Origin of the sequence: Oscillibacter sp. UBA6647, from assembly GCA_002455655.1 — a bacterium.
Classification (GTDB): Bacteria; Bacillota; Clostridia; order Oscillospirales; family Oscillospiraceae; genus Oscillibacter.
In genome coordinates, this window is sequence record DKLF01000137.1 from 23,384 (window position 1) to 36,191 (window position 12,808).

At 56.4% G+C, this 12,808-nt stretch carries 7 protein-coding genes and 2 pseudogenes; 3 read left to right on the forward strand and 6 right to left on the reverse strand.

The annotated features are described in order from the left end of the window. Window positions 1-19: 19 nt before the first annotated feature. From glgD to B2W96_RS10195, 4 genes are all read right to left on the reverse strand, one after another. Window positions 20-1,135: a glucose-1-phosphate adenylyltransferase subunit GlgD gene (glgD, locus tag B2W96_RS10180; protein ID WP_293010183.1), complete on the reverse strand. Its 1,116-nt coding sequence runs from the start codon at window positions 1,133-1,135 to the stop codon at window positions 20-22. Further along, the gene (locus B2W96_RS10185) at window positions 1,132-2,340 is read right to left on the reverse strand and encodes a glucose-1-phosphate adenylyltransferase (RefSeq protein WP_293010184.1); all 1,209 of its coding nucleotides are present in this window, start codon (window positions 2,338-2,340) and stop codon (window positions 1,132-1,134) included. Before B2W96_RS10185 ends, glgD begins: the two co-directional genes overlap by 4 nt. 12 nt (window positions 2,341-2,352) lie before the next feature. Then, window positions 2,353-4,371, reverse strand: a complete 2,019-nt coding sequence (gene glgB / locus B2W96_RS10190; RefSeq protein ID WP_293010185.1) for a 1,4-alpha-glucan branching protein GlgB — start codon at window positions 4,369-4,371, stop codon at window positions 2,353-2,355. Between the two features lie 289 nt (window positions 4,372-4,660). After that, entirely contained in the window at window positions 4,661-5,089 is a 429-nt protein-coding gene (locus B2W96_RS10195) for a hypothetical protein (protein ID WP_293010186.1), read from the reverse strand. 258 nt (window positions 5,090-5,347) lie between these two features. Between B2W96_RS10195 and htpG the strand changes: the two genes are divergently transcribed. After that, window positions 5,348-7,240 carry a molecular chaperone HtpG gene (htpG, locus tag B2W96_RS10200; protein WP_293010187.1) on the forward strand — a complete coding sequence of 631 codons (1,893 nt, stop codon included), beginning with the start codon at window positions 5,348-5,350 and terminating at the stop codon, window positions 7,238-7,240. Window positions 7,241-7,554: 314 nt separating this feature from the next. After that, a pseudogene (locus B2W96_RS10205) lies at window positions 7,555-7,662 on the forward strand (AbrB/MazE/SpoVT family DNA-binding domain-containing protein); the annotation flags it as partial. Between the two features lie 352 nt (window positions 7,663-8,014). On the opposite strand, the gene galE reads toward B2W96_RS10205, so the two are convergent. Both galE and B2W96_RS10215 read right to left on the reverse strand, forming a co-directional pair. After that, the gene (gene galE, locus B2W96_RS10210; RefSeq protein ID WP_293010188.1) at window positions 8,015-9,004 is read right to left on the reverse strand and encodes a UDP-glucose 4-epimerase GalE; all 990 of its coding nucleotides are present in this window, start codon (window positions 9,002-9,004) and stop codon (window positions 8,015-8,017) included. Window positions 9,005-9,280: 276 nt separating this feature from the next. Beyond that, window positions 9,281-12,079: an S-layer homology domain-containing protein gene (locus tag B2W96_RS10215; RefSeq protein ID WP_293010189.1), complete on the reverse strand. Its 2,799-nt coding sequence runs from the start codon at window positions 12,077-12,079 to the stop codon at window positions 9,281-9,283. A 431-nt stretch (window positions 12,080-12,510) separates the two neighbouring features. On the opposite strand from B2W96_RS10215, the pseudogene B2W96_RS10220 reads away from it, so the two are divergent. Next, window positions 12,511-12,808: pseudogene (locus B2W96_RS10220) on the forward strand (glycosyltransferase family 1 protein); the annotation flags it as partial.

Sequence of the window (12,808 nt, forward strand, 5' to 3'; positions counted from 1 at the left end):
GCCCGCAAGCGGGCAGACTTTACACCCGTGCACCCTTACTCACCACCAGTGGATAGGAGGAGTGTCCAATCAGCGTGCGGTCCGGAAGCACCTCCACCCGCTTGTCGGTGATAATATGGGCCAAATCCGCGTTGCGGCGGATCACGGTGTCCTTAAACAACACGCAGTTGCGCACCCGCGCACCCTCCTCCACCACAACGCCGGGGAACAGAATAGAGCCTTCTACCGTCCCCTCCAGCTTACAGCCGTCGCCAATCAGCGAGTTGACGCAGAGGCCGCCAGGACCGGCGTAAGCGGAGGATTTGTCCGCGTTTTTTGCCCGGATAGGCCGCAGCGGTGTAAACAGCTCCGCCCGGATGGGAGCGTCCAGAAGCTGCATGCTGCGGTCATAATACTCCTGCACAGAGCGAATCTGGGCAGCAAAGCCGGGCCAGATGAAGGAGCGGATGTTCAACTCTCCCGCCTTGGCCTGAAGAACGTCGTGCCGCCAGCTATACTGGTCGCGGCTGATACACTGGTCCACCAAATCCACCAGCAGCTTTGTGGACAGGATGTACACCTCCAGCCCCCGATAGCCCCGGGGCGTATGCATCTGGTATAAGACCTCCCGCACCCGGCCCTCTCCGTCAGACTGGAAATAGGTTCCGTTGTCCACGGCAAAGCTGTCATCCCCGCAGACGGTGGTAATGTCCGCGCCGGAGCGGATATGCCGGTCCAGCACCTCGGCAAGAGGGAGATTCACCACAAGGTCCCCCTCCATCAGCGCCACATGGTCCTGCCGGATGGACTGAAGATAGCTGCGTACCCCCGCCAGCGCCTCCATTTTTCCACGAAATTCTCCGTATCCGCCGCCCGGCCGTTCATAGGCAAAGGGGGGCAGCAGTTTCAGTCCTCCCCGCTTGCGGCTGAGGTCCCAGTTCTTGCCGCTGCCAAGATGATCAATCAGGCTTTGATATTGCCCGTGGAGTACCACGCCCACGTCCGTCACTCCGGCGTTTACAAGATTGGAAAGGCCAAAGTCGATGGCCCGATACCGTCCGGCAAAGGGGAGAGAGGACGCAGAGCGCCCGACAGTCAGCTCCTTCAAATCGTTTCGCCGCTCATAGCAGAAAATGATTCCGTGCAGTCCGTTCATCTCGCCACCTCCTCGCCGCGTTCATCCAGCATGGCTTTGGGCGGAACGCTGATCCCCGCCTCCAGTACGCAGCCGGGGGCCAGCACCGCAAGCCCCCACAAAAGGGGGTCCGCTTCCTCGGGCGACGCGCCCACGCGGCAGTTTTCACCAATCACCGCGTCCTGCCCCACGATGGCATACTCCACCACGGCGCCCGCCTTCACAGTGACGCCGGGCATCAGCACCGAATAGCTGACCCTTGCCCCCTCTTCCACCGTGACGCTGGCGGAGAGTACGGAGTTTTCAACCGTCCCCTCCAGATTACCGCCCCGGTTAAAGGCACTGTGGCTCACCTTGGCGTGCTTACCCAGAAAGGCCGGAGGCAAGGAGAGGGAGAGGGCATAAATGGGCCACGACTCATCCAGCAGATCAAGACCCGACTCCGGGGACAGCATATCCATGTTGGCGTCCCAGAGGGATTCCAGCGTCCCCACGTCCTTCCAATAGCCCTCGAAGCGATAAGCCGCCATTTTTTCGCCGTTTTGCAGCATAGCGGGAATGACATTCTTTCCAAAGTCGTTGTCCGAAGCGCTGTACGCCTCATCCGTCTCCAGATAGGCCCGCAGGGTCTTCCAGCTAAAGACGTAGATGCCCATGGAGGCAAGGTTGCTCTTGGGGTGCTTGGGCTTTTCCTCAAACTCCGTCACCATGCCGCCTGCGTCCACGTTCATGATGCCAAAGCGGGAAGCATCGTCCCAAGGGACCTCCATCACGGAAATGGTGCAGGCCGCGCCGGTTTCCTTGTGCCGCTCCACCATCCGGGAGTAATCCATTTTGTAAATATGGTCGCCGGAGAGGATCACCACATACTCCGGGTCGTACCGATTGACAAAGGCGATGTTCTGAAAGATGGCGTTTGCCGTGCCCTTATACCACGTACCGCCCGCGGCGGACTGGTAGGGCGGCAGAATGTGGACGCCGCCGGTGCTGCTGTCCAAATCCCAGGTCTGGCCGTTATCCACATACGCGTTCAGCTCCAGCGGGCGATATTGGGTCAGCACGCCCACGGTGTCGATTCCGGAGTTTGCGCAGTTGGACAGGGGGAAGTCGATGATGCGGTATTTCCCGCCGAAGGGGACCGCTGGCTTTGCCATATCGCCGGTAAGCACGTACAGCCGGCTGCCCTGGCCGCCGGCCAGCAGCATGGCGATGCACTCCTTTTTCATGCCTCTGCCTCCTTATTTGCCGGGCTTTCGAGCTGCCTTTTTCGCGGTGCCCCGCCCGGTGCTTTTCTCCTTCGTCCCCGCCGCCGCCCTTTTTGGAGAGGGCGTTTCAACACTCGGGAACTTTTTGGACACTGCGGCTTTCGTAAAATTTGCCGCGTTCTTCTTCTCCGCCCGCAGGAACACGCCCCCAAAGGGCGGAATGCGCAATACCACCGACTGCTCCCGCCCGTGGGAGGGAACCGCCTGCGTCTCCACGGGCGAATCGTTTCCATAGCCTTCGCCGCCAAACGCTTCCCCGTCGGTGTTGAACACCTCAGTATACCGCCCCTGCTCCGGCACGCCCACTCGATAGTCGGGGTAGACGTTGGGCGAAAAATTCACGGCGCACAAAAGCGCCCCGCCCTTGGAATCCCTGCGCAGGAACACCGCCACATTGTTGTGGTTGTCGTCCGGCACCAGCCACTGGAAGCCCTCCTGCCGGAAGTCCTCCTCCCACAGGGCAGGGGTATCCTGATAAAACTGGTTGGCCGCCCGGAAAAACGCCTGAGTTTTGCGGTTCGACTCCTGCTTCAGCAAATACCAGTCCAACTGGCCGTTTGCGTCCCATTCGTGCCACTGGCCAAGCTCCGGGCCCATAAACAGCAGTTTTTTTCCCGGATGAGCCAGAAAGTACGCATAAAACCCTCTGAGAGAGCGGAGCTGCGTCTCATACTCCCCCGGCATCTTCCCCACCAGCGAGCCTTTCATATGTACCACCTCGTCGTGGGACATGGGGAGCACGTAATTTTCTGAAAACGCGTACATCATGGAAAAGGTGAGGTCCTTGTGGTTGAACTGGCGGAAATAGGGGTCCAGCTTTAAATAATGACATATGTCGTTCATCCAGCCCATATTCCACTTGAGGTTGAACCCCAGCCCTCCATCCTCCGGCGGCCGGGTCACCATTGGCCAGGCGGTAGATTCCTCCGCCACCATCAGCACCCCGGGATTTATCGAAAAGGCCATTCGATTCAGCGCACGGAGAAATTCCACAGCTTCCAGATTTTCGTGGCCACCGTTTTTGTTGGGAGTCCACTGGCCCGCAGGACGGTCGTAGTCCAGATACAGCATAGAGGCCACCGCATCCACCCGCAGCCCATCGATATGATATACCTCCAGCCAGAAGCGGGCGGAAGAGAGAAGAAAGCTCACTACCTCCGTCCGTCCGTAGTCAAAAACCCTTGTCCCCCATCCCGCGTGTTCCCGCTTTTTCGGGTCCGCATATTCGTAGCAGCAGGTTCCGTCAAACTCATACAGTCCCTGTGCATCCTTGCAGAAGTGGGCGGGAACCCAGTCTAAAATTACGGAAATGCCGTTTTCATGCATATGGTCCACAAACCACATAAAGTCCTCCGGCGTTCCGTACCGGGAGGTGGGCGCGAAATACCCGGTGCACTGATAGCCCCATGAGTCGTCCAGCGGGTGCTCCGTCACCGGCAGCAGTTCCACCGCGTTATACCCCATGTCCTTTACATAGGCGGCAAGCTCCCTTGCCATAGAGCGGTAATCGTAAAAGTCCCCATTCTCCCGCCTGCGCCAAGAGCCAAGATGCACCTCGTACACATTCAGCGGCCCGGTGTTTCCGGGGCGGCCCGCTTTTTCCTTTTGAAAATCTTTATCGGTCCACAAAAACCCGGAGATATCGTAAAGCTTGCTGGCGGTGGCGGGGCGGGTTTCCGTGTGGAAGCCATAGGGGTCCGCTTTATAGCGGACCTTCCCGTCCGGGCCGGTGACGGCGTATTTATATGAGGTGTATCCGGGAAGCTCCGGCACAAAGCCGGTCCACGTCTCCCCCTCCCGCGTGAGAGGATCGGCGGAGATATCCCATTCGTTGAAGTCTCCCACCACGCTCACCGCCAGCGCATGGGGCGCCCAGACCCGGAAGCGCCAGCCTTCAAGCCCCGCCTCCCCGGCGGGGTGGGCGCCAAACCAGTTCCAGCCGTCTGACAGTGTACCCGCGTGGAACGCCAGGGCATGTCCGCTCTCCCCCATGTTCTCACTCCTTCCCGCCGAAGAAATTTCTCCACCGGCGGTTAATCGTTTTCGTGTGCGCTGCGTGCGCCCGTTTTTTCTTACCTCAATTATACCCTAGGGGCTTGAGAGCGTCAAGAACGCGCCCTGTCGAAATGTAGGTTGTGCTTTCGTGGATTTCAACGACTTTTTATAGGCCGCACAAACGCTTTCGGGCAAATTTGTCTTTTTTGCAAAATGCTCTTCCCGGCTCCATCCAACCCAAAAAAAGCAACAGAGGGCAGCCGCCAAAGACGGCTGTCCTCTGAATTCAGGTTTTTCCGCGGATTTTAGCGCCGCACTTGGGGCAGGTGATCTCCACCTTACCTTTGCCCACAGGAACACGGCAGATGGTTTTGCAACTTTTGCAGGTGAAGTATTTATGCTCCGTATCGGCCCGGCGATCCTTCGCGTTTTTGTGTCCGTTGCGAAGTCTCCACCAAAACTGCAAAAAGCGGCTGTTCTCCTCCCTGCGCTTGTAGAGGTCTTTGGAAAACATCCGGAAAATCGCCCAGACCGCCAAGGCCATGGACGCCCAATAAAGCACCGCGCCCGCCACGGGCACCCGTCCCCGAAAGAGGGCGGAGACAATGTTCAGGCCCAGCGAGGTCCAAATCGTCACCAGACCCAGCCGGTCCGCGCCGTTTCGCCCGTACATCAGGCGGGCTAGGCCGCCTCGCAGTCTCTGCACAAATCCCATAGAGGAAGGCTCCTTTTCAAAACAACATATCCCATTCGGGATTTAATATATTCTACTCGCATTTTTTTCTCTTCACAACTCTTTCCGCTCGGAATTTACAATTTGGTTACTTCTTTTTCGGTTTTAAAGCTCCGCGCGGGTTTTTTGCAGAGTTATTGCGTTCATTTTAAATGTAATTTTGAAATTTGATATTCCATTTTCAGCAGCGCGATGCTATAATAGTATCGTTTTGAAAAATGAAAAAGGAGTGTATCATCCATGGCAAAAAAACAATTCAAGGCGGAGTCCAAGCGACTTCTTGATCTGATGGTGAACTCCATCTACACCCATCACGAGATTTTTCTCCGGGAGATCATTTCCAACGCCAGCGACGCCTGCGACAAGCTGTGCTACCGGGCGCTGACGGATCAGGACGTGGGCCTTGGGCGCAAGGATTTCAAAATTGAAATCAAAGCGGACAAGACCGGGCGCATTCTCACCGTGTCCGACAACGGCATCGGCATGGACAAGGAGGACCTTGAGAGCAATCTGGGCGTCATCGCCTCCTCCGGCACCTTTCAGTTCCGGCAGGAGGTGGGAGACGACGCCAAAAATGCCGACGTGATCGGTCAGTTCGGCGTGGGCTTCTACTCCGCGTTTATGGTGGCCGACCACATTTCGGTGGTGACAAAGAAATACGGCTCTGACACGGCGTATCTGTGGCAGTCCTCCGGCGCGGACGGGTACACCGTCACGGAATGCGAACGGGAAAGCTTCGGCACCGACGTGATTATGCATCTGCGCCCCGACACAGACGACGAAAAATTCAGCGAGTTTTTAGAGGGCTGGCGTCTTCAGGAGTTGGTGCGCAAATACTCCGATTACATCCGTTTCCCCATCCGCATGGAGATCAGCAAAACCCGCAAAAAGGAAGATTCCCCCGAAGATCATCCGGAGTACGAAACCTATGCCGAGGTGGAAACGCTCAACTCCATGATCCCTCTATGGCAGCGGCAGAAGTCCAAGGTGAAAAAAGAGGAATACGACAAGTTTTACCGGGATAAATTCAACGATTATGCGGAGCCACAACGGGTGATCGCCGTGTCCGCCGAGGGCGCGGTGACCTATCGGGCACTGCTGTTTGTCCCCTCTCAACAGCCCTTCAACTACTACTCCAAGGACTTTGAATCGGGGTTACAGCTCTATTCCAACGGCGTTTTGATTATGGAAAAGTGCGCCGATCTGCTGCCGGAGCATTTCCGCTTTGTCCGGGGCGTGGTGGACTCCGCCGACCTGAGTCTGAACATTTCCCGTGAGCTGTTGCAGCACGACCGGCAGCTAAAGGTCATTGCCGCCAATCTGGACAAAAAAATCCGGGCAGACCTTCAGAAAATGATGAAGGATGAGCCGGAGGAATACGCAAAGTTTTGGAAAAACTTTGGCCGCCAGTTGAAATTCGGCGTGGTGTCCGACTACGGCGCAAAGAAAGAAGAGCTTCAGGACTTGCTGCTGTTTTACTCCTCCACGGAGAAAAAGCCCGTGTCTCTGGCGGATTACATCTCCCGCATGGCGGAGGGCCAGGAGAGCATTTACTACGCCGCAGGCGAAACAGTGGAAGCCATCGACCGTCTGCCCCAGCTCGAAGCCCTCAAGGACGCGGGGACGGAGATTTTGTACTTCCCCGAGGATGTGGACGAATTTGCCGCGCAAGCGCTGATGACCTATCAGGAGAAAAAGTTTCTCTCCGCCCTCTCCGGCGAGGCCGCACCCAAGGCGGAAAGCGAGGAAGCTCCCAAAGAGACTGAGGAAGACGAACACAAAGCTGTGTTTGACTTTGTGAAGGAAGCGCTCGGAGAGCAGATCAAGGAGGTGCGGGCCTCCAAAATCCTGAAATCCCATCCTGTATGCCTTACCGCCGGGCCGGGCCTGAGCTTTGAAATGGAGAAATATTTCGCCGCGGTACAGCCAGAGCAAGCGCCGAAGGCGGAGCGCATTTTGGAACTGAACGCGGCCCATCCCGTCTTCGCCGCGCTGGAAAAGGCCGTGACAGAGGACCCGGAAAAAGCGAAAAAATACGCCGCCCTCCTGTTCAATCAGGCTCTGCTCATCGCGGGCCTCCCGCTGGAAGACCCCTCGGGCTACACTGACCTTGTGTGCGAGCTGCTGGTTTGATTTCAAAAAAGTGCGCATCGCAGGGAAATAAAACGCGGCGGTGCGAAAAGCAAAAGACCGATACCGAACCACAAAATCTGTTGCCACGTCTTTATTTCCTTTGCTTCCATCCGTGTGCCATCCCGCACACGGATGGAAGCTTCTTCTTTCGCCCTTGCCATATTTTTTAGCCCGAGACTGTACCTAGCTGCGTAAAATTGTTGAAAATCGAAAGTGATTTCCAGACAGTTCCAGTAAATCCATCCGCATAGGGAAACAAATCCTGCGGATACTATGGCCACCTGTCCAAATGATGCCTTAGGAGGAATTTATAGATGAAAGCAACTGGAATTGTACGCCGCATTGACGATCTGGGCCGAGTGGTTATCCCAAAAGAAATTCGCCGCACCATGCGCATTCGCGAAGGCGACCCGTTGTTGATTACATTGTCACCATGGCAGCGGTTTTGCGGAGGATTGCTGGCTCTCTCCCAACGGATAGGCCTCTGAGTACATAACACCCTAACAAGAGAAACGCGACAAGCCGTGCTGATCGTCTTAAAACGACCGGCACGGCTTTTTCTCAGCTTGGAAACGACTTTGGCAGCAGGCAGGAGGGCGCGGACTCACAGCGCTCTGGGAAAACAGCGCCCCCGGCAAACAGCATTCCGGAAAAATAAGACTCCATCCGGGCCGTCACTCTGGTGCAACCGCGTTTCAGTGCATTCTCCGCTCTCCGGAACAGACCTCTTGCAAATCCGGCTACGCTTTGATGGGCTTTTTTGCCTTGGATCATTTACCTTCCGTAGCCGTCCGGATGGGCACTGTGCCAGTCCCACGCGGTTTGGAGAATGGTACGCAAATCGCCGTACTCCGGCGCCCAGCCCAGCACCGTCCGCGCCCGATCCGCCGAAGCCACCAGCCGTGCCGGGTCTCCCTCCCTGCGGGGCCGAATCTTAGCCGGAATGAGGTGTCCAGTGACGCGGCGGGCCTCCTCCAATACCTGCTTGACGGAAAAGCCAGCCCCGCTCCCCAGATTGAACGCGCCGCTCTCCCCGCCCACCGCCAGATAGTCCAGCGCCAGAATGTGGGCCCGGGCCAAGTCGCAGACGTGCACATAGTCCCGGATGCAAGTACCGTCGGGGGTTGGATAGTCGTCCCCAAAGATGAAAATTTGCTCCCTCCTGCGGTTTGCGACCTGCAAAAGCAGGGGAATCAAATGCGTTTCCGGGTCGTGGGCCTCGCCCATGCTACCTCCGGGCTGCGCGCCGCAGGCGTTAAAATACCGCAGGGCGGCATAGCGCAGTCCGTGGGCCGACGCGGCCCATTTCATCATCCGCTCCATGGCAAGCTTTGTATCGCCGTAGCAATTGGTGGGAAGCGTCCTGTCCGTCTCGAAAATGGGAACCCGCTCCGGCTCGCCATACACCGCGGCGGAGGAGGAAAACACGATGTCCCGCACGCCGTGGGCCGTCATGCTCTCCAGAAGTACCCGCGTTCCCCCCAGATTGTTGTCGTAATATTGCAGCGGGGCGGTCATGCTCTCGCCCACAAGGGAGCTGGCGGCAAAGTGAATCACCCCGTCAATCTGCTCCCACTCAAAAAGGGAATCGCAAAAGCTCCGATCCCGGATGTCTCCTTGATAAAATCGGGCCGCCGGGGGCACCGCCGCCTGAAATCCGGTTTTCAGACTGTCGGCCACCACCACGTCCCGGCCCGCGTTTAAAAGGGCCAGCGCAGTGTGGGACCCGATATAACCCGCGCCCCCCAACACCAAAATTGCCATTGCGTTTTCCTCCGTTTCACCTGCGCGGCCCATCCGGTGCGCAGGGCTTCCGCCCTGACGGGCACAGACGTATGCTGCCGTTTTTCCCCGAATATTGTACCATGCTTTCTAAGACAAAGAAAGCCCCGGATAAAAGAGAACAAACCTTGTCCAGCGTGGGGATGTTTTCTAAGCGCCTAAAAACGTTGCCTGCATAGCGTAAAAAGGCCCGCCCCTTTCGGGGCGGGCCTTTCTTGTAAGATGAAATCTTACTTTGCTGTGTCAGTTACCAGTCAATCAGGGGTTGGCAACCTTGACGATACCGGTAACAGCAATGGCTGCAATCTTGAACTCGTTATCAGCCGCATCCTTGTTGTTCATCACGATGACCAGCTTAACCTGATCGTTGGCATCGACTTCCAGAGAATCGTAGATATCTTTCATGGAAGCAAAGCCGTTGTCGGTCAGATCCGCAAACACAGCGCCAGAGGTGTTCAGAACCTTATTAACAATCACGTCAGCAGCAGCCACACCGGGATTATAAGGACTGGCAGTAGCAGCCACAATAGCGGTCATGCTATTCTCATACATATCCTTAATATCATAGGAGGCAGTACCAATGTTGTAGATCAGGCTCTTATTCGCGGTGGTGATGGCGTTCTTGTCGATGGTCAAAGTGAAGGCAGAGGTAGCAGAATCATTTCTGGTGACGTTGCTCATCTTGTAAGTGCCGTCAGCCTTCTCAGCATAGCTGGCAAACTGGCCAGTGGTCAGCTTATCGGTGGAGGTGTAGTCGTCCTCAGCACCGTTGACCCACACGTGGTAGGTGTAAGTGCGGACGCCGTCCACAACTGCAGAAGTCTTTTCAGCCTCAACGTACAGAACGTTATCGGAGACAGCATCGGAAGAGGTGGTCTTCACGATGACGGCCTCGACAGCGCCGTCCGCGTTGACGTACATTTGAGCAACCTTACCATTAGTGTTGTTGTTCTGGCTCTTCTTGCTCAACTCGTTGTTGGTCACGTTGGCCAAACCATTCTTAACGGAGACGCTCTTCACGGTGTTATCGTCGTCATAATCCACAAAGATGGTCTTCACGCCAGAAGCAATGGTGTAAGAAGCTGCAGGAGTAGCTACTGCACTATACACGACGGTGTCGCCAGCCTTGATCTCATAAAACGTTCTGCCGCCAGCAGCGCCAGTAGCAATCTCTACAAAGCCCTTCTTGCCCTCGTCAGCAGGAGTATTCTCATCGTCAAGCACAATAGTGGCAACATTGCTCACGTTATAATCATAGCTGGTGGAAGAGCTGGTGGTGTAATTCAGCAAATCGCCGTAATAGGTGTTGGCGGGCTTAGTACTGACAGTGATGGAAACATCGTTGCCCTTCATGTCCCAGCCGGTGAGGGTGGTGACCAGCTTGCCGTTGACCAGAGTCTGATAGTCATCGCCGTAGATCATGAAGTTGGAGGTGGAACCCTGATCCTCGATGTAGGTGGCATAGCCATAAGCATCCAGATACAGAGTGACGTCCTTCTTGCTGGAGGAGATGGTGCTGGCGGTCAGGCTGGCGAAGTCATCATCGCGGATAGCAGCCAGCTTGTAGGCAGTGCCGCCCACGGTCACGCCGTTAACAACGTTGCTGTTGTTGCGGGAGACAGCGGTCAGAGCGCCGGTGACAACCTGAGGAGCCTTCGCGCTGTCGACAGACCAAGAAGTGCCGTCGGCGGCGTAGGTGACCAGCATGTAGTCCTCAGCCTTGCTGTTTTTCAGGTCGGCGAACGCATCGTCGTCGTCCTTCACAGAGGAAACAGCCTTGAAGTACTTGGGAGCGTCAATGACGGGATCGTCACTGTTGCCAACTTCGTCCAGCTGCTTCAGGGTGATGGTCTTGCTGGAGACGGTGTTGACCTCCATCAGCTGAGTGCGGATAACCACAATGTTAGTAATGATGTCGGCATTCTTATCAGACACATAGACCTCAACCACAATGCCGTTGCCGGTCAGGTTGACCAGCTTCTGCGCAACAGAGCTGTCGGTCAGCTTCACGGCATTGTCCAAGGCAACAGCGCCAAAGTAAGGAATGGTAACATCCTCGCCGTTAATTCTAGCGGTAGTAGCAGCAGTCTTGTCGTTGATGGTCACATTGGTGCCGCCATAGACCTTGTAGCTGCCCAGACCCATGTCGTTCACCTTGTCCTTGGCGGTGTCGCCGGAAGGAGCAGCGGTGAAGGTGAAGTCGGCCTTCTTGGCAAACTTGTCGATGGTGACGTTCTTGTACGCCCAACGGGTGGCGGGACGGCCGAAGCCGGTGGTGGTGTCGCTGAGCTGCTTCAGGTCGGTGAAGTGCTGCTCGGCGAACTGCATCTTGGTGTCGTCCTTAATGTTGCCGTCGGTCTTGCTGTTGTTGACAACATCGGTGTGGTTCTGGTCGGTGATGGACACGTTGGCGTCGCCGGTGGTGACGTTGATGTTGTTGCCCTTGTACTCAACCTTGGTGGCCTTCAGGGTGTTCAGAGCCAGCTGGCAAGCCTGCTCACGGGTCACGCCGGCGTTGCCGGAGAAGGGAGTCAGAAAGTCGTTGTACAGGCCGGCGACAGAGCCGACGGAAGCGACCTTCATGGTCCAGCCGGAGCCGGAGAAGCCCTCGATGTCGCCCTTGTAGCCCAGAGCGCCCAGCAGCATCTTCGCGAAGGCGAAGCCGGTCAGGGCGCCGGTGGGACGGAAGGTGCCGTCAGAGTAGCCGTTGATGTAGCCGGCGGTCTTGCAGTAAGAGATAACCGCGGCAAAGGTGTTGGTCACGGGCACGTCCTTGTAAGGAGCGGCAGCAACCTGCAGGGAAGCGGCAGCCTCGGAGCCGATCATCAGGGAAACGATGATCTTGGCGGCGGCGCCGCGGGTCAGAGCCCCAGCGGGCTTGAAGTCGCCGCCCTCATAGCCGGTGATGATACCGAGCTTGTTGAGAACCGCAACTGCTTCCTCGTACTGAACTTCACTCTTGTCGGTGAAGTCCTTGTACTCGGTGGCACCGGCGCCGATGGTGACCAAAGACATGGTCATAACCAGCGCCATTACCAGAGAAAGGAACTTCTTCATGGATTTTCCTCCTTAAAAATTTGCCGCTTTCGCCGAAGTCCGCGTCCGGGACACACGCCGGTCCCCTAAACCGTTGGTTTCGGGACCTGCGCTATCGCCTTGCACAGATCCGGTTTCCGCGACATGAATGTTGAACGTCCGAATGAGTCTTTCTTCGCCCGGCGCACATACCGTGGCTAGCCGGTCCCGTATCTGCTCCGGGAAAGGAGAGCCCCCCTCGTTTGTTCATTCTGGATTCTAGCAGATATTTTTTGACGGCGCAATAGCTTTGCGCATTTGTAACAATCTTGTAACACAGCCGCCGCAGGTGGATTTTCCCTGCGGACGGAAAGTAAATTCTTCATTTCACCCAATCCCACTTGAATAAACGAGACAAGTCAAATATAATAGAGTTTTGTAAGAAAGCCCCGAAACGCCGAAGGGAGGCCGCCGTGTCCGAAGCCGTACTGTTTACCGCGTCTACATATTCTCACCTTTACAATTTCCACCGGCCCTATCTGGCGGCGTTCCGCGATTTGGGGTGGGCGGTTCACATTGCCTGCGGGGGAAAAAGCATGGCAATTTCGGAAGCAGACCGGGTAATTCCGCTTCCTTTTGAAAAAAGAATGACCGCTCCGGCCAATTTCCGTGCTCAGGCACTTCTGCGCCGCGCCATGGAGGAGACGCAATACAGCCTTGTGGTGGCCCACACGTCTTTGGCCGCATTTTTTACCCGCCGCGCGGCGGCAG